At 57.0% G+C, this 16,370-nt stretch carries 18 protein-coding genes and 1 pseudogene; 13 read left to right on the top strand and 6 right to left on the bottom strand.

The genetic code is table 11. The features are described from left to right. A pseudogene (locus DBR30_RS12640) lies at positions 1-137 on the bottom strand (LysE family translocator); the annotation flags it as partial. A 124-nt stretch (positions 138-261) separates the two neighbouring features. Then, on the bottom strand, positions 262-858 hold the full coding sequence (locus DBR30_RS12635) for a LysE family translocator (protein WP_108539921.1): 597 nt from the start codon (positions 856-858) through the stop codon (positions 262-264). Positions 859-974: 116 nt separating this feature from the next. Between DBR30_RS12635 and DBR30_RS12630 the strand changes: the two genes are divergently transcribed. The 3 genes from DBR30_RS12630 to DBR30_RS12620 all read left to right on the top strand — a co-directional run bounded on the left by DBR30_RS12630 (position 975) and on the right by DBR30_RS12620 (position 4,703). Beyond that, entirely contained in the window at positions 975-2,351 is a 1,377-nt protein-coding gene (locus tag DBR30_RS12630) for an aminotransferase-like domain-containing protein (protein WP_108539919.1), read from the top strand. Positions 2,352-2,405: 54 nt separating this feature from the next. Beyond that, entirely contained in the window at positions 2,406-2,873 is a 468-nt protein-coding gene (locus DBR30_RS12625; protein WP_108539916.1) for a hypothetical protein, read from the top strand. Between the two features lie 168 nt (positions 2,874-3,041). Continuing rightward, positions 3,042-4,703 (top strand): hypothetical protein, encoded by a 1,662-nt coding sequence (locus DBR30_RS12620; RefSeq protein ID WP_108588370.1) that lies wholly within the window; start codon positions 3,042-3,044, stop codon positions 4,701-4,703. Positions 4,704-4,817: 114 nt separating this feature from the next. On the opposite strand, the gene DBR30_RS12615 is transcribed toward DBR30_RS12620, so the two are convergent. Further along, positions 4,818-5,231 (bottom strand): CBS domain-containing protein, encoded by a 414-nt coding sequence (locus DBR30_RS12615; RefSeq protein ID WP_040068349.1) that lies wholly within the window; start codon positions 5,229-5,231, stop codon positions 4,818-4,820. Between the two features lie 154 nt (positions 5,232-5,385). On the opposite strand from DBR30_RS12615, the gene DBR30_RS12610 reads away from it, so the two are divergent. The 6 genes from DBR30_RS12610 to DBR30_RS12595 all read left to right on the top strand — a co-directional run bounded on the left by DBR30_RS12610 (position 5,386) and on the right by DBR30_RS12595 (position 10,861). Continuing rightward, on the top strand, positions 5,386-7,296 hold the full coding sequence (locus DBR30_RS12610) for an ABC transporter ATP-binding protein (protein WP_108539766.1): 1,911 nt from the start codon (positions 5,386-5,388) through the stop codon (positions 7,294-7,296). Then, entirely contained in the window at positions 7,289-7,750 is a 462-nt protein-coding gene (locus DBR30_RS12605) for a DUF2390 domain-containing protein (protein ID WP_181363570.1), read from the top strand. The genes DBR30_RS12610 and DBR30_RS12605 overlap by 8 nt, the downstream gene beginning before the upstream one ends. Continuing rightward, a complete protein-coding gene (locus DBR30_RS12600) occupies positions 7,744-8,613 on the top strand; it encodes a 23S rRNA (adenine(2030)-N(6))-methyltransferase RlmJ (protein ID WP_108539763.1) in 870 nt (289 codons plus the stop codon). The genes DBR30_RS12605 and DBR30_RS12600 overlap by 7 nt, the downstream gene beginning before the upstream one ends. 717 nt (positions 8,614-9,330) lie before the next feature. Continuing rightward, positions 9,331-9,705, top strand: coding sequence for a hypothetical protein (locus tag DBR30_RS21095; protein ID WP_146181043.1), 375 nt, complete (start codon positions 9,331-9,333; stop codon positions 9,703-9,705). 160 nt (positions 9,706-9,865) lie between these two features. Beyond that, positions 9,866-10,297, top strand: a complete 432-nt coding sequence (locus tag DBR30_RS21090; RefSeq protein ID WP_146181042.1) for a hypothetical protein — start codon at positions 9,866-9,868, stop codon at positions 10,295-10,297. A gap of 21 nt (positions 10,298-10,318) precedes the next feature. After that, entirely contained in the window at positions 10,319-10,861 is a 543-nt protein-coding gene (locus DBR30_RS12595) for a hypothetical protein (RefSeq protein WP_108539760.1), read from the top strand. Positions 10,862-11,052: 191 nt separating this feature from the next. On the opposite strand, the gene DBR30_RS12590 is transcribed toward DBR30_RS12595, so the two are convergent. After that, positions 11,053-11,259 (bottom strand): hypothetical protein, encoded by a 207-nt coding sequence (locus DBR30_RS12590; RefSeq protein ID WP_005354562.1) that lies wholly within the window; start codon positions 11,257-11,259, stop codon positions 11,053-11,055. A gap of 191 nt (positions 11,260-11,450) precedes the next feature. Between DBR30_RS12590 and DBR30_RS12585 the strand changes: the two genes are divergently transcribed. Further along, positions 11,451-11,816 carry a DUF2061 domain-containing protein gene (locus DBR30_RS12585; RefSeq protein WP_042084552.1) on the top strand — a complete coding sequence of 122 codons (366 nt, stop codon included), beginning with the start codon at positions 11,451-11,453 and terminating at the stop codon, positions 11,814-11,816. Positions 11,817-11,948: 132 nt separating this feature from the next. Here the strand turns inward: DBR30_RS12585 and DBR30_RS12580 are convergent, their stop codons facing one another. Further along, entirely contained in the window at positions 11,949-12,329 is a 381-nt protein-coding gene (locus DBR30_RS12580) for a hypothetical protein (protein ID WP_108539757.1), read from the bottom strand. A 293-nt stretch (positions 12,330-12,622) separates the two neighbouring features. Between DBR30_RS12580 and DBR30_RS12575 the strand changes: the two genes are divergently transcribed. Continuing rightward, entirely contained in the window at positions 12,623-13,219 is a 597-nt protein-coding gene (locus DBR30_RS12575; RefSeq protein WP_108539755.1) for an MliC family protein, read from the top strand. Positions 13,220-13,258: 39 nt separating this feature from the next. Here the strand turns inward: DBR30_RS12575 and DBR30_RS12570 are convergent, their stop codons facing one another. Further along, the gene (locus tag DBR30_RS12570) at positions 13,259-14,434 is read right to left on the bottom strand and encodes a retropepsin-like aspartic protease (protein WP_108539752.1); all 1,176 of its coding nucleotides are present in this window, start codon (positions 14,432-14,434) and stop codon (positions 13,259-13,261) included. A 455-nt stretch (positions 14,435-14,889) separates the two neighbouring features. Between DBR30_RS12570 and DBR30_RS12565 the strand changes: the two genes are divergently transcribed. Continuing rightward, on the top strand, positions 14,890-15,318 hold the full coding sequence (locus DBR30_RS12565; RefSeq protein ID WP_108539749.1) for a VOC family protein: 429 nt from the start codon (positions 14,890-14,892) through the stop codon (positions 15,316-15,318). 166 nt (positions 15,319-15,484) lie between these two features. Next, positions 15,485-16,288, top strand: coding sequence for a Hachiman antiphage defense system protein HamA (locus DBR30_RS12560; protein WP_108539746.1), 804 nt, complete (start codon positions 15,485-15,487; stop codon positions 16,286-16,288). The last annotated feature ends 82 nt before the right edge of the window (positions 16,289-16,370 follow it).

Genomic DNA, 16,370 nt, shown 5'->3' with positions numbered 1-16,370 from the left:
ACCCCCACCAGCAGGGGAATCGTGCGGCGAAAACCCTGCGCCGCCCCGGCGCTGGTGAGCAACATATTGTTGGGCCCCGGCGTGCCGCAGGTAACCAGGGCAAACCCCGCCAGGGGCAGTAACCAGTTCAGATCCATCTCAACCTCTTGTCGATGCAACGCGCCCATTATGGGGAAAGCCTTCTAATATGCAGAGCCAACCCCGTGGCGACAAGTCAGAAATGCCTCTTTCTCAGCCCCTCGCCCATCAGCGCTGCACGGCTCAATACCAGAGCATCACCACACAGAGCGCCGTCAGCAGGCCGAGAGAACCGTTGAGTCGCCGCCAGCCCCGATCCGAGCTGATCCAGTTGCTCAACTGATGACCGAACAGCACCCAGACAAAGCAGACCGGCAGCGCTACCAGCACAAACACTGTCATCACCGCCAGCTGACTCGGCCAGTAACTGGCGCCGGGCAGGCTGAACAGACTGATGGCGGAGATCCCCATCATCCACGCCTTGGGATTGAGGAACTGAAAGCCCAGCCCCTCCAGCATGGTCAGCGGACGGGCGCGCCGGGCCGGATCCCCCGGCGCCCCGGCCACCGCAATACGCCACGCCAGCCAGAGCAGATAGAGGCTGCCGAAGATCTGCAAACCGAGGCGCAACAAGGGCCAGCGCTCGAACAGGGGATAGAGCCCCAGCGCCAGCACCAGTTGCAACACCGGCTGCCCCAACCCCACCCCGAGCAGATGTGGCAGGGTGCGGCGCACTCCAAAGTTGGCACCGGAAGCCGTCAACATCAGGTTGTTGGGCCCCGGCGTACCGCAGGTGAGTACGGCAAAACCGAACAGGGTGACATACCACTCCATCGTCATATTGTGACTCCTTATTCGCCACATTGTATCGATACAATGTGTGCTATTTGGTTGTTGTCAGGTTGAAATTCACGCTATATTGACAACAAATTTTGATCAATGGATTTATTGTCACCATGACAATCTGGACGCCCGACCTTGCGGCCTTCGATGGCCCCCTCTACCTCAAGCTGGTCAAAGCGATCGAACAGGGGATCGCGAATGGCGAGCTGCCACCGCAGACCCGATTGCCTACCCACCGATCCCTGGCGGATCGTCTGGGTGTAACCGTCGGCACCGTCACCCGCGCCTACAGCGAGGCGGAGCGGCGCGGCCTGCTGGCCGCCCGGGTGGGCCACGGCACCTGGGTCAAGGGAGCGAACACGGATCCCGCCAATGAGTGGGTGATCCGCCAGGAGGAGGGGCATCGCATCGAGCTGTGGCAGAATCTGCCGGTGCAGCTGGATCGGGCGGCTATCATTCGCCCCATGCTGGGGGAAGTGGCGGACGGAGATCTCAACGCCCTGCTCGGCTACGACAAGGAGGCGGGACGACCGGATCAGCGCCAGCAGTTCGTCAACTGGTTGGCGGAGCAAGGGGTGGCCTGCAGTGAGGCTCGCCTGCTGTTCAGCCACGGCGCCCAGCACGGCATCATGCTGGCGCTGCTGGCTACCAATTGCGTAGGGGAGACCATCCTGTGCGAGGGGCTGAGCTACCCCGGTATGCTGGGTAACGCTCGCCAGCTGAAGAATCAGGTGGTGGGACTGGCAATGGATGAGGAGGGGCTGCTGCCCGAAGCGCTGGACGCCGCCTGCCGTACCCGCCGGGCCAAGCTGCTCTACCTCACGCCGACCCTGCAAAACCCCACCACCGCTATCATGAGTCTGGCGCGGCGGGAGGCCATCGTCGCCATCGCCCGTCGCCACGATCTGCTGATCATCGAGGATGACGTCAACGGCCTGCTGCCCCAGCAACCGGTGATCCCTCTGGTCAATCTGGCGCCGGAGCGGGTCATCTATCTGGGCAGTCTGGCCAAGATCGCCTGCGGCGGCCTGCGGGTCGGCTTCGTGCTGACGCCTCCTGCCCTGCGCAGCGCCTTCGCCCAGACCATGCGGCTGTCGAGCTGGATGGTGAGCCCGCTGCTGATCGAGCTCGCCTGCAAAATGGTCAGTCAGCGCCAGATCATGCCGCTGGTCGAGCAGCAGCGGGAGATCCTCAAACGCCGCGGTGAACTGCTGCGCCACCTGCTGCCCGCCGCCCGCTGGCAGCCGGGCAGCATGCACGCCTGGCTACCGCTGCCTGAGCCCTGGCGCAGCCAGCAGTTTGCCGCTGCCGCCGATGCCCTTGACGTTGGCGTGGCGAGCGGGGAACACTTCGCCGCCGGTCAGTTTGCCGCTCCGCAAGGGGTGCGCCTGAGCCTGAGCCAACCCGCCACCGACGCCCGGGTCGGCGAGGGGCTGGCCCGTCTGGCCCAACTGCTGCAGGGGACGCCCCCCAGCAACCCCCTGCTATAGTCAGGGCCAGTCGACCTGACCTTCACACTTCATCGTCATAGCCAAGGAGATGCCGTGCCCCCCATCAGAGCCGCCCTGCTGCTTGCCCCCCTGTTGCTGGGTGGCTGCGCCTCGTCAACGACCCACCAGCAGCTGGGGGCCGCGCTCAATGGACTGGAAGGGGAGTTGCAACGACTGGAAGAGGAGCTGGCGGCGATGAACGGCCTGCACTATCAAAAGGCGATCGATGCCCCGCTCAGTTTGCGCCGCGCACTCGGGGCGCCGCAGCCCACCCCAGAGGGGCTGGTGCCGGTGGCCAGCAAGCTGGAAGATGGGCCACTCCTGCGCTATCAATACCGCCTGCCAGCGGGGATGGCGAGTCTGCCCCAGGACAACCTCTGCCAGCGCTACGAGTTCGAGCTGCGCCATCTGGGCCGCCTCGGCAAACTGGAATTGAGCTGGCTGGGGGAACAGGGCAAGGAGTCGCGGCTGATCCGCCAGAGCGACTGCCCCTTCGGGGCACAGGCCCGCCCTCGGCAATAACAGGTTGCCGCCCTGAGAGATGGCATAACCGATTGAAATAACAGCCCATAGTGCGCCCTCCAGCACCCTGCTGGCTACTGTCAGCTTTTCACTCAGCGAGTGCTGTGCCTATGTTCCTCTTGGGTCTACCATAATCAACCTAATGGTTTGCTCACAGGAAGTACCTGCATGACGATACTGCTGCTCGAAGAGGATCCCCTGCTCCGTAGCGCCATCACCCGGGAACTGACCGAACAGGGAGTGCCCGCCGACCGGATCCACTACCACAGCCATCCAAACCACGAGCGCAGTGGCCTGCTGGCCCTGCTGCAACAGCACGCCTTCGACGCCATCATCTGTCAGCAGGACAAGCAGCAGGATCTTGACGGAGCCCGGCTGCTGCACGAAGCGCACTATCTCGGCCTGCTGCAACCCGGTTGCGTATTGCTGCTGCTCGATGCCGATCAGAGCGAGCAGGAGTTTCTCCCCTCGGATCTCTACTTCTCCCTCTATCTGCCCCTCCCCTTCATGACCCAGCAGCTCGCCGCGGTGCTCGGCCAGCTGGTGAAGTTAAGCAGCCTGACCCGCACGCTGGCCGCCCCCATTCTGCTGCGGGAGTGGCAACTGGCTACCGCCCTCTGTGAAGACCTGTTGTTTCAACGTGAGAATCGCTCGCTGACCCCCTGGCTGGATCGACTCAAGGGCTACCTGCTGCTGCAATCAGCCGAGCGGATCACCGCCGCCCAGCACTATGCCCTCTGTGCCAACGAGTATCAGGCGAGCTGGCCAAGGGCCGGGCTTTTCTATGCCATGCTGGGGCTCGGCAAATTACAAAGCGCCCAGACCGACTTGCAGCGCCATCAAGCCAGCGTCTCGATGGCCACCCGGCTGGAGCTGCAACTCGCCAGCCAACTGCATCAGCATTACTGGCTGGCGGCCTGGGAGACCATGGGAGAGCTGCTGCAGATCCGCCCCCATCAGCCACGCTGGCATCAGCTGGCGATGTTGCTCGGGCTGGTGCTGCAAGATGAGGAGAAGGTGCTGGAGCAGGCCAACAGCCTGACCCTGCGCCACTTCGGCGAGCAGCGCGTCCGGCTCGCCATCGACAGCTTCATGCTCAATGCCAGTCTGGCGGTGCTGTGGCACGCCCCTTCCAGCAACCGGATCCGCTCCCTGCAACAGGAGTGGGAGCACCTCAAGCGCACCGTCCACCTGCAACCCCACGAATATGAGCTGCTGCAGGCGTTGATGCTGGGGCTGGATTACCGCTTCGACGAGGCGCTGATCCTGATTGCCCACCACCAGCCGGATGAGGGGAGCGACAACCACCTCACCCTGCTGCTCGGCTTTGCGGTCAGCCAGTTCTGTGGTTTGCCCCACCACGCCCAGCGCTACCTGACCCAACTGACCCAATACCGCGTCAGGGTGGCGCCCCACCCGCTCACCCGCCAGCTGTTCCACCATCTGGTGGCCGAGCTGGGCCAGCGTCTGACGGCGAGAGAGCAGAGGCTGAGCGAACTGCGCCAGCTGCGCCACAAGGCGATGCAGGCCAGCCAGTATCAGACTGCCCTGCAAGCGGGCTTACAGCTGCTGGAGGAGTTCCCCGCCCTGCCGGGCGATGCCTGGCAACTGCTGGAGCTGCTGCAACACTGCTGGCCAGCGGGTATGGCCGCGCCCAGGGTGGCGCTGCTGGTCGATACCCTGGAGCGGCGCCTCAAGCACAGCCCCGCGTTTCTCGATCAGCATGCCCAGCAGTACCAGCGCACCCTGCAGGAGATCCGCACCCATCTTCAGCCACACCTCTCCGGCAGCGGTCCCTCCTGCCTTGTCGCAGGGCAGCCCGAGCCGTGATGATGCAAGCGTGCAAACCAGCATTGTCGGCAAAGCCAATATAGAGAGAGGGGAGCCTTGGCTCCCCTCTCTCTATATTGGTTCTCTGTCAGCTAATGGCGATGAGCGTTGGGCTCAAACCAGTGCGTCACTCTCCAGCGCCGCCTTGAGAAAATCCTTCCAACTGATGATGCCGACCAGAGCGCCATTCTCCAGCACCGGCAGGCAGGAAACCCCCTTCTCCAGCATCAGCTTGACGCCGTCGCGCACGGTGAGATGGGGAGCGATGGTGACGAGCTGACGACTCATGATCTGGTGGGCCCGCTTGTTGAGGGTTTCGGTATCGCGGCTCATCTCGGCTTCGGAGTCGAGATAGGGGCTGATGGCGCGGAACAGATCCCGATCCGAAATGACCCCCACCAACTCCTCCTCTTCCAGCACCAGCAGGTGGCGAAAGTGTGCCTGCTCGAAGATATCCCTGATGACTCGGAGTCGATCATCCATTGAAACGGTGGCGACCCGGGTCGTCATAATATCCCTGATATGCATGCTAACCTCCCGTAACCAAACTGGTTTCTCTGTTATGGCATGTTTTTGCAGCGCCAGCCAGTGGCCAGCCCTTCGCTACAGTGCAAATCAGCGTCATTTCACGTAAGATCCGCGCCAGTTTTTCTCCTCCATTTTGAGCAAGCAGATCCCACCCATGATAGTTGCCAGTCAAATCGAACTGATCCGCGGCGGCCGCAAGCTGCTGGACAACGCCTCCGCCACCATTCACCCCGGCCACAAAGTGGGTCTGGTGGGCAAAAACGGCTGTGGCAAGTCCACCTTTTTTGCACTGGTACGGGGCGAGCTGGCCATCGACAGCGGCACCTTCAGCCTGCCCGCTGGCTGGCAGATCGCAGGCGTGGCGCAGGAGACTCCGGCGCTCGACTGCTCGGCGCTCGAGTATGTGATCGACGGCGACAAGGAGTTCCGCTCGCTGGAAGCTCAGCTGGTGCAGGCCGAGCAGGATGACAATGGTCTGCTGGTGGCCGACCTGCACGGTCGCCTCGATACCATCGGCGCCTACAGCATTCGCGCCCGCGCCGCCGAACTGCTGCACGGCCTCGGTTTCAGCGACGAGCAGCTGAGCTCGCCGGTACGCAGTTTCTCCGGTGGCTGGCGCATGCGTCTGAACCTCGCCCAGGCGCTGCTCTGCCGCTCCGATCTGCTGCTGCTCGATGAACCGACCAACCACCTGGATCTCGATGCGGTGATCTGGCTGGAGAAGTGGCTCAAGGGCTATCAGGGCACGCTGGTGCTCATCTCTCACGACCGTGACTTCCTCGATTCGGTCATCAGCCGCATCATCCATATCGAGAACGGCAAGCTCAACGAATACACCGGCGGCTACTCCGACTTCGAACTGCAGCGCGCCGAACAGCTGGCCCAGCAGCAGTCGATGTACGAGAAGCAGCAGCGGGAGATGTCCCACATGCAGGCGTATGTGGATCGCTTCCGCTACAAGGCCTCCAAGGCTCGTCAGGCCCAGAGCCGCCTGAAAGCGATGGAGCGGATGGAGAAGATTCTGCCCGCCCACGCCGACTCGGAATTCAGCTTCGAGTTTCGCGAGCCGTCGGCCCTGCCGACCCCGCTGATCGCCATGGAGAACCTCTCTGCCGGTTACGGTGACAAGGTGATCCTGGAGAAGATCAAACTCAATCTGGTACCGGGTTCGCGCATCGGTTTGCTCGGTCGCAACGGCGCCGGCAAGTCCACCTTTATCAAGATGCTGTCCGGCTCCAACCCGCCGCTCTCCGGCAAGCTCGAAGTGAGCGCCGGGGTGAGCATAGGTTACTTCGCCCAGCATCAGCTGGAGACCCTGCGTCTCGACGATTCCCCGCTCGATCATCTGGCCCGCCTCGCGCCGGACAAGACCGAGCAGGAGCTGCGCAACTATCTGGGCAGCTTCGGTTTTCACGGTGACAAGGCGCTCGACAAAGTAGCCCCCTTCTCTGGCGGCGAAAAAGCGCGGCTGGTGCTGGCGCTGATCACCTGGCAAAAACCCAACCTGCTGCTGCTGGATGAACCGACCAACCACCTGGATCTGGAGATGCGCCACGCCCTGACCATGGCGCTGCAAGGCTTCGAAGGGGCCATGGTAGTGGTCTCCCACGACCGTCACCTGCTGCGTACCACCACAGATGACTTCTATCTGGTGCACGGTGGCCGGGTCGAGCCGTTCGACGGCGATCTGGACGACTACCACAAGTGGCTCGGCGAGCAGGAGAAAGAGGCCAACGCCAAACCGGCTGATGGCCCCGTCTCTGCCAACTCGGCAGTGGCGCGCAAGGATCAGAAGCGGCGCGAGGCGGAGTTCCGCCAGCAAACCCGTCCCCTGCGCCAGAAGCTGGAAAAGCTCGAAGCGAGTATGGAGAAGCTGCAAGGCAAGCTTGGCGACATCGAGAGCCAACTGGCCGACCCCGCCATCTACGAAGAGAGCGCCAAGAACAAGCTCTCCGAACTGCTCAAATCCCAGGGCCCCCTCAAGGAGCAGCTGGAAGAGGTGGAGCTTGAGTGGATGAACCTCTCCGAAGAGCTGGAAACCATGGAGCAAGCCTTCTTTGCGTGACGAACAGCTGATGGCCAGCGAGCGGGTCGCGATCCACGAATTGCCGACGCCGATCGGCTTCTGGCACTGGAGCGGCAAGGTCTATGGTGAGCGCAGCCAGGATTGGCTCACCGTGCAGGAGCAGGGGGGCAACGTCAATCTCGCGCTGCTGCTGCACCGGCTCGATCAGCTCGGCATCGTGGTCGATCTGACCGACCTGCAACCGGCGCTGGTGCAGACCGAAGCGGTGCTGACCCCGTGGCGCGCCCTGCGCCAGAGCGCCAAGACGCGACTCGACGAACAGCAGTATCAGTCGATGCTGGCCCACGAGCTGGAGCTGGAGCGGCTGCAACAGGGCGTCCTGTTGCAGACCCTGCGTAGCCTCTCCCTGTTTCGCGGCAACAGCCGCAATTTGTTGAACTATCTATCGTTACTGGGTGCCCAGCAGGGCCCCCTCAGAGATCTAATATGCTGAGCTACCGCCACGCCTTTCACGCCGGCAACCATGCCGACGTGCTGAAACACGCCGTTCAGGCCCTGATCATCGAGTCCCTCAAGAAGAAGGAGAAACCCTTCATCGTGCTGGACACCCATGCCGGTGGCGGTCTCTACGACCTGCGCGGCGACAGGTCCCAGAAGAAGGCCGAGTATGCCGACGGCATCGGCCGCCTGTGGGACGAGCGGGCCCAGTGGCCTGCCATGGCCCCCTATCTCGGCGTCATCGAGGAGATGAACCCCGCTCAAGAAGGAAACAGCGGTGAGCTGCACTACTACCCCGGCTCGCCGGAGCTCTCCCGTCGCCTCACCCGCGAGCAGGACAAGCTGGCGCTGATGGAGCTGCACAACAACGAGGTCGAAGACCTGCGCGCCAACATGGGCTATGACCCCCGCGTTGCCGTGCACCACCGTGACGGCTTCGAGGGACTGATCGCCCTGCTGCCGCCGACCCCGCGCCGCGGGCTGGTGCTCATCGACCCGCCCTATGAGCTCAAGGAAGATTACTTCGCCGTGGTCGACACCCTGAAAAAGGCGCAAAAACGCTGGGCGACCGGCATCTACGCCCTCTGGTATCCGATCCTCGGGCAGGAGGCGGACAAATCCCGCGACATGCTGCGCGCCATCAAGCGGGAAAACTTCGGCAACGTCTTGGTGGCCGAGCTGGAAGTGGCCGGCCAGACTGCCGACTGGGGCATGAACGGCTCAGGCATGCTGATAGTGAGCCCCCCCTGGATGCTGGACGAGCAGATTGAAGCCTTCCTCAAACCTCTGTGTGCCAAGCTGGCACAGGGCGCCGGCGCCCAGTACAAGGTGGAGTGGCTCAACAAGGCCGCAGAGTAGGCCCGGTCAACGCGCCAGCAAGTCGCTCACCCAAGCCGTTCACAGTGGCGGCATGGCCAGCAAAGAGAAGCCCCGTTCAGGGGCTTCTTGTTTTTTACCCGCTACCGCTTTACCCACTCACTCTTTTCCCCACTAACGGTTTTCCTCACCAATGGCGGCCACGCATCCCATCTGCACACCAGATCAGTCGTTATTGACCAATTAGTCGATCCAGATCAGAAATCGGCCATCTGGCCCTTTCCCTCCGCCTGCCCGCCACTAATATACCCGATTGGCAACAAAGCCTCGTAGGAGTCACCCCATGAGCCATGTCAACCCCATCCCGTTGGTTAAACGCAGCAGACTGGAAGCTGAAATTCAGGGGCGGTAGCCATGCCGGATGGAGTGGATAAGCGAACGTTGCCCACGACTACCCAGTCAACATATGACGGCCTCATTTTTATTTCTGACCTGCTCACGCAGGCGTGATCTGGCGGCGCTTGCCAAGAGTTCGCTGAGTACTTATTTTTTATACCGTAGTAACGGTGGCGCAAAAAGAGGAAGTCAAGCGAATACGCCCAGCATGCGAAGAAAGCTGATGACGTTATGATTTAATGGTTGTTTTTACTTGGCGGCAATGAAAATGTTACGGAGTTATATGGAATGCTCTGCTAACGGATTAGTGCCGCTTTCTATCTAATCACTGTTGGGCAGAGCAATCACTGGAGGGATACACAAATGAACAATACCGCTTTTGTATACACCAAGGAAGAACTTAAAAAAGCTATTGATAATGATACTCAAACAATTCATGTTATGAGTAAAGAGTTAGCTGAAAGCATTACCACTGTAAAAAACACTTCAAAACTGGCTTTAGGTGCAGCAATTGCTTCTGCAGGTGTCGCAGCAACTAATTTTTGGAATCCTGTTGGATGGGGGGCTGCCGCATTATCCGTAACTGTTAGCTCAACTGTATTGATTGCAATTGCAGTTATTGGTGGCGCTGTTTTAGTCTGGGCAATCTACAACAACTATACAATTAGAGCCAAAAGAAAAGTGACGAAACCTGATGGTACTGTAGAAGAATCAGAAATGACGCTGGAAAGAAATTAAACCTAATAACAAATCTGGGACACCCACCTTTTTGAGCAAGGCGTAGCATAGCCAGAACCCAAAGGATGGGTGTCCAAGGTCTTTAACAAATCATTCCAACGGACGGCTTTCAGCCGCCGCTGAATTCAAACGTTAGGCATCAACAGAAAAGGAAAACAGGATGTCAGAACGAATAGGCTATGCAGTTTACAGCGAGATAGAGGCTGGTTACTTGGCAACCGCATCTCCGAGTAATTATCTATGGGATCCAGCAGCTGCGATAATCTATGAAACTGCTGCAAAAGCGTGGGCATCAGCCAAACTTAGAGGCGCAGGATATGCTATTGCTGTTGCAATCAATCGTAATGAAAATGGCAATTTTGAGCATGAGCAAATTCCACCTCCCATGAAAGCCCCTCCAGGGAGCTGGATCGTTAAAATCGAAGACCACGGACTTCCCACGGGGCCACTTTACATTACGAGTCTGAGTAAAGATGGCAAACCTCGCGCATCATCAGAAATTCATGAGGCCCGAGGATTCGACCATGAGCAAGCAACCGAAGTGGCATCAAGAATGAAAGGTACGGTTAAAGTAGAGCAAATAGCCTCATGACCGAAATGCGTTGAAATGTGCATGATCGAGGAAAAAATGAAGAACCTGATACCGGTAGTTGCCAGTGCATTTTTGATAGCTGCTTGCCAATCCAACCCTTCCCAGAACACACCTGCATCGGGAATTGAGTTCGCACATGACAAATTCAGCGTTCTCATGGTTTCGGTTGATGACACATTTGATTTTCCGAGAGGTAAGTTTTTCCGCTCCTCCTATGCTATCCAGGAAAAATTAACGGTCAAATTGCCTGGTGTTGTGGGCATCTATGCTGACTTCTTCGACCACTGCCTGAATACCGGCAATAAACCGCAGATTATCGATGGCATCGCGCTAGTCTGCCGATCTGATCAGGTCAATCTTTATGCCGTTATCGCTGTAGAGGCTGGCAGGACAGCGTGGCTGCAAGTCGTAGAACCGAGTGACATGAGTTTACAGATAAGTGCACAAGAGCTTGCTGACTATGCCATGAATAATTTTGCCAATTATGTTGAGGCTGATGTGAGCAGTACCAAGCGGCTGCTTGGCACCAGCTCTCTTTACAAAAACGTTCCCAATTGGCCGTAACAAAGTAACGGGAGTATAAGAAATGCAGCAAATCTGGGACACCCACCTTTTTGAGCAAGGCGTAGCATAGCCCGAACCCAAAAGATGGGTGTCCAAGGTCTTCTGCTCACCGAGTTCAAATGCAAAAGCCCCATCACGGGGCTTTTGCTATTGGTGCGGCCGGTGTGTGCAGCAGCCTGAACCAGCCCACCCTATGAGCGGGCGGGCAGATCCTGTTTCAGCGCAACCAGCAACAGGGCCAACAGGCCAAAGGGCGGAAACAGACAGAGCAAGGAGCAGATAAGGGTGATCAGCGCCGGATGCTCGCTCTTGCGGCGCGCCAGTCGCCAGGCGATGACGCCGACGATGACCATCAGCAACGCAATGAACTGGCCAAGCAGGGTGGCATTGATATTCATGAAAGATCCTTTTTCATGGGCAAGTGTGAAGAACCTGTACTTTATCGCCTTGGCTGCGATTGGCAACCGCTGAACCGCACCGGCCACTCGCCCGTTGATAGGTTCTCTCTATTCTGGCAATAGATGAGAATAGTTTTCATTTAATCTCATTTCGGCGGATACTCTCATCATCAACAGAGGGAGCCGCCATCATGAAAAAGACCATCAGCTTTGCCATCCTGCACTTCGGTGTCGCCTTTACCGTGGCTTACCTGCTGACCGGTGAGCTGCTGACCGCCAGCCTGATCGCCCTGATAGAGCCCGCCGTCAACACGGTCGCCTTCTACTTTCATGACCTTGGCTGGCACAAGCTCAAGCCAAATCACAGCCTGCAGGCCAAGACCAGCAGCTTCGCGGTGGTCCACTTCTCGGTGGCCTTCGGAGTGGCCTTCCTGCTGAGCGGCGAGCTGCTCACCGGCGGCGTGATGGCGATGATCGAACCGGCCATCAATACCGTGGTGTTCTTCTTCCACGAGCGGCTGTGGCGCGCCCGCAGCCAACAACTGGCGCTGGCCTGATCGACCGGGCAACCCGCCTCCCCCCTTTATCGCGGCCACAAAAAACCCGACATTCCGGCCAGGAGTGTCGGGTTTTTCACATCAGCAAAGATCTCTGTCTGGATGCATCATCCGATGCCCCATCAATACTGATCAGGCTTTCTTGCAGATGGGGTCAACGATAAAGGCATTCTGATCAAACTTCTGCCAGGCGCCGGTGCCGACCCCATCGACCACCAGAATGGAGACCACGCCGAAATCGACAAAGATCCCGAGCAGGGTGGTGGCATCGAACGACTTGGAGACCGGCACTGTCACCGAGTAACAATCAGCACGCTTGACCGTGATGGTGTACTCCTCTTTCTTCTTGAACGAGGTAATCACATTGCCATGGCCCAGCAACATATCGTTGACGTAGATCTCCGCATCCGGATCCTGACTGCGAATGGAAACCTGCTGACTTGTGCCGTTAAACATGGCCGCACAACCGGACAGCATGATGGCCAGCAAGGCCCCCGTCATCAACCTGAACATAGCTAACCTTCTTGTTATTAAGAAAAGGCGGCAAATCTAGCACGCCTCTCGAACAGGAGTGAAAGTACAATGTTGCAGGCCTGTCTGAATGTTCAAAATAGCGACCACTCCTGAGCAGTTCTCAAACAAGTTGGCCTCATCCAGCAACCGTTCCCCTCCCCACTGGAGTAGCGCGGCAAAACCGGTCGCCAGCACACGCAGCAGAGCAAAATGCGCTCGCCCCCAAAGCTGCATTGCCCTGTAGAGTGTGCTGTAGTAGGCAGATATACCCTCCTCATTGCTGGAATCTATCGATGAACAAGACCTTGCTTGCCACCCTGCTGTTTGCCCCTCTGCTCGCCAGCGCCGCAACCCCCTCCTTTGACTGCACCAAAGCCTCCGGGTCGGTCGAAACCCTGATCTGCAAGGATGCCGGACTGGCCGCCCTTGATAACGAACTGGCGGCCCTCTACCCCAAGGCGATTGCCGCGCTCTCTCCCGAGCAGCTCAAGACAGAGCGCGCCATGCAGCGCGGCTGGATCAAGGGGCGTAACGACTGCTGGAAGGGGCAGGATCTGCGCCAGTGTGTGGAGGATAACTACCTGCTGCGGATCACCGAACTGCAGATCAGCGGCGGCCAGCTGATGGTGCCGGCTCCGGTCAACTACCAGTGTGGCAAGAACGTCACTCTCTCCACCTACTTCTATAACGATGCCAAGCTGCCCGCCGCAGTGATCAACCTGAGCGAGGGCGACAAGCAGCAACAAGTGCTCGCCTATGAAGTCCCCAGCGCCAGCGGCGCCCGTTATGAAGGGCAAAACCTCACCTTCTTCACCAAGGGGGACGACGCCACGCTGGAGCGTTACGGTCAGCCAACCCTCACCTGCATGGAAAATCCGACCAAGGGCTGAGGCTCATAGGGGCGGCTCGTCTTGCCGCCCCCACCTTGACTAGATGGCGATATCCAGCGGTTTTCCTTCCCGCACAATTCGCAACTTGAGCGACCCCGGCTTGCCGGTGCTGAGCAGTTCACGCACCTTGTCGATCTCGAGGGGACGATAAGCCACCCCGTTGATCTGCTCCAGAATGTCGCCGTTGGCCAGACCATAGGGGGCAAGATCCCGTTCATCGCTGTAGTAGACCTGCAGATGCTTGCCATCAAAGCGCACCCCGATATTGCGCAGGATTGGCGGCACTTTGCGCGCCAGGCTGTCGGCGTCGTAGCAGAGCATCATCCGCCCGGGCATGATCGCAAAGCGATTGAAGCGGTTAACAAAATCCAGCCCCAGACCATACTGCTCATTGCTGTTTTCCGACACTCGCAGCTCACCGAGCTGGCGCTCATCAAAGTGCAGGCCGGTGAGGATATGGTCACGCCCCTCCACCATACCGCTGGCATCCACCCCTTTGCGTGGCATCGCATCTTCGCCAGAGATCGCCTTCTGGCTCGCCATAAAGTCGATAAAGGCATGGTCGGCATAGCTCTGATCGGCCCCGGTATCCAGATACATGCGCACGCTACTCTCACCGTGGGTCAGATAGACTGCCGGGGAGCGGTTGTAGCTGTCTTCATAGCCGATGCAACGCTCGAACGTAGCAGCCGACGGAGCCGTCAGCGAAGCCGTGAGCTGATGCCTGTCGCGATCAAACACCCAGTTGAAACGGCGGATAGTGTCGATCCCGAGGATGCCATCGATACGGCTGCCGAGAGACTGGGAGAAAAGATCGAAATCAATAGTTGCCCACAGCTCGCTGTCATCAATGGTGACCGACCCCACCGAGAAGGGCTGCGGCTCAACAAAGCCAAGCTGCTCGCTACCCAGCTGGCTCGAAACGCTGCTCACAGTGGCAAAATCAGCCTGATAGGCCCTGGGCAATTCGCTTAAGGTCAGCGCCTTGAAGCAGCTGGCCAGACGACGATCGATAAAGGTGATACTGGCCCCGGTATCCAGCAAAAACTGGTACTGCTCACCAGCGATGGTGACGGGGATCAGGGGGGCGCTTTCGTAATGCACGGTCAGCACAGGGCTGGGTGCATTGCGTTTGGCGGATGAATCCGGGGCTGTGCAGCCTTGGACGACGAACAGGGCCAACATGGCCAGCGCCACTTTGAACTGCGACTTCATAACTCTCCTTCCCGATAGCAGATGCCCCCGCGACGCCACCACATAATGCTATCTTGTTGATTTGTAGATAAATAAGCTATTTCATCGGGAGATGCGGACAATAACAAAGAGTTTTATGCTGGTTCAAGCCAGATATAACCATGAATATTCTATGGCGATAGCTCAAGAATGGTTGCTCACGCTATCTCGGCGCGTCATCAATCGTGGGTGACATTTGATTAATTTATTGATCTTGCACAGAAAATCTCAATATTGAGCTTTCTCTCCACAGCGCCATGGTTAATATTGCCATTTGGCAACAATTGCCTCGTCGGAGTCTCCCATGAGCCATGCCAACCCCATCCCGTTGGTGAACCGCAGCAGACTGGAAGCTGTAATTCAGGGGCGGTAGCCATGCCAATTCCCCTGCCTGCCAAGCCGGTGACTCACCCACAACATGCAAATCAAGGTGGTGTATGGAAACACAAACCCTGTATCGAGGTCGCTTGATCGACCATATCCAGCTGGTGGTCAAAGATTTGGCTGCCAGCCAACGCTTTTACACCGCAACCCTGGCCAGCCTCGATATTCCGCTGGGCGGCACAGGTGATGGCTACTTCTGGGCGGACGAACTGTTTGTTACCGCCATCGACAGCCCCGCCGCGCTAGGGGTGCTGACCGGTCGCCACCATCTCGCCTTTCAGGCGCAAGACCGCGCCATGGTAGATCGCTTTTATCAGGCAGCACTGGCCAATGGCGGCAAAGATAACGGCGCCCCCGGTGAGCGTAATTATCACCCCGGCTATTACGCAGCTTTTGTCCTCGACCCGGACGGCAATAATATCGAAGCGGTTTATCACGGCGAGGCAACGCGTAGTACAGGGTCGGTAGAAATTCGGTTTTAGCAATAGGACTGCATGTTTATGATAGTTTGGTAGAGAGGCGTGCACTATTTTGTATTTCAATGACCGTCTATCAAGCGATAATAGTAAATTAAAAATGAAACTTTATAAAACACTCTTAATACATCGGTAATAAGATAGCTGCCTCGTTATTTGATTAGGAAAGTATATGTCCAACGATATTGACGGTGTGGATTTTATAGATTATGGCCCCTACGGGCTGTTCCATATACGCTACATATCTGATGATCTAAAAGATATTATTAGAAGAAATTTAACTTCTATATGCCATGGCAGCGCTCACTCCGGTAGTGCCCTGTATAGCTACAAGTCAACATTAAAGTCTTTTTTGGAGCGTTATGATAAAAAAACCGATAATACCAAAAAAGGTATGATCGGTGAGTTCATTTCTCATTTAATGATGATTGAGTCATTTGATAACTTTAAAATATCATCTGCATTCTTTAATCTTGAAGAGAAGTCCATAAAAAAAGGGTTTGATCTTATTGTATATGATTCAAGAGATAATAGTGTATGGATTACTGAGGTTAAATCAGGAAATCTTCATAAGGACAAAAGTCACGATGAAACAACAAAAGAGTTACTCAACACTGCAAAAATCGATCTAGTTGGTCGATTAAACGAACAGGAGATACAATATTGGATTAATGCAATTAATCACGTCCGTTCTTCTGTTAAGGAAGCAAACGATTACAAAGATGCTTTAATCACGATACTTGATTCTAATTATGGCAGTAATGCTGCAAATGGAAAAGCAAGCAGTAAAGATAAAAATGTTATTTTAGTATCTAATTTATTTGAGGCACTAGACACTAAAGTAACAATAAATCCAGTTGAATCTGCATACAAAGAAATTACAGGAAGCACTCTTTTTCAAAAAGTAATAGTCCTATCTGTGCAAAAAGGAACATACGAAAATATTGTTAATTTTCTAAGGGGGGAGGCAAATTAAAATGAAGGAGCTTACATACAACAGACTTACTCACATAACATTTAAAGAAAAGTTTGACACATTAAAGTCATTATATAGAAAG

It is taken from the genome of Aeromonas sp. HMWF017 (assembly GCF_003061465.1).
Classification (GTDB): domain Bacteria; phylum Pseudomonadota; class Gammaproteobacteria; order Enterobacterales; family Aeromonadaceae; genus Aeromonas; species Aeromonas veronii.
This window is presented reverse-complemented; position numbering and strand designations above follow the sequence as displayed.

Bases quoted from the DNA above. Each gene is read 5' to 3' on its own strand.
- DBR30_RS12635 (WP_108539921.1), bottom strand. From the start codon at position 858: ATGACGATGGAGTGGTATGTCACCCTGTTCGGTTTTGCCGTACTCACC.
- DBR30_RS12630 (WP_108539919.1), top strand. From the start codon at position 975: ATGACAATCTGGACGCCCGACCTTGCGGCCTTCGATGGCCCCCTCTAC.
- DBR30_RS12620 (WP_108588370.1), top strand. From the start codon at position 3,042: ATGACGATACTGCTGCTCGAAGAGGATCCCCTGCTCCGTAGCGCCATC.
- DBR30_RS12615 (WP_040068349.1), bottom strand. From the start codon at position 5,231: ATGCATATCAGGGATATTATGACGACCCGGGTCGCCACCGTTTCAATG.
- DBR30_RS12610 (WP_108539766.1), top strand. From the start codon at position 5,386: ATGATAGTTGCCAGTCAAATCGAACTGATCCGCGGCGGCCGCAAGCTG.
- DBR30_RS12600 (WP_108539763.1), top strand. From the start codon at position 7,744: ATGCTGAGCTACCGCCACGCCTTTCACGCCGGCAACCATGCCGACGTG.
- DBR30_RS21095 (WP_146181043.1), top strand. From the start codon at position 9,331: ATGAACAATACCGCTTTTGTATACACCAAGGAAGAACTTAAAAAAGCT.
- DBR30_RS21090 (WP_146181042.1), top strand. From the start codon at position 9,866: ATGTCAGAACGAATAGGCTATGCAGTTTACAGCGAGATAGAGGCTGGT.
- DBR30_RS12595 (WP_108539760.1), top strand. From the start codon at position 10,319: ATGATCGAGGAAAAAATGAAGAACCTGATACCGGTAGTTGCCAGTGCA.
- DBR30_RS12590 (WP_005354562.1), bottom strand. From the start codon at position 11,259: ATGAATATCAATGCCACCCTGCTTGGCCAGTTCATTGCGTTGCTGATG.
- DBR30_RS12585 (WP_042084552.1), top strand. From the start codon at position 11,451: ATGAAAAAGACCATCAGCTTTGCCATCCTGCACTTCGGTGTCGCCTTT.
- DBR30_RS12580 (WP_108539757.1), bottom strand. From the start codon at position 12,329: ATGTTCAGGTTGATGACGGGGGCCTTGCTGGCCATCATGCTGTCCGGT.
- DBR30_RS12575 (WP_108539755.1), top strand. From the start codon at position 12,623: ATGAACAAGACCTTGCTTGCCACCCTGCTGTTTGCCCCTCTGCTCGCC.
- DBR30_RS12570 (WP_108539752.1), bottom strand. From the start codon at position 14,434: ATGAAGTCGCAGTTCAAAGTGGCGCTGGCCATGTTGGCCCTGTTCGTC.
- DBR30_RS12565 (WP_108539749.1), top strand. From the start codon at position 14,890: ATGGAAACACAAACCCTGTATCGAGGTCGCTTGATCGACCATATCCAG.
- DBR30_RS12560 (WP_108539746.1), top strand. From the start codon at position 15,485: ATGTCCAACGATATTGACGGTGTGGATTTTATAGATTATGGCCCCTAC.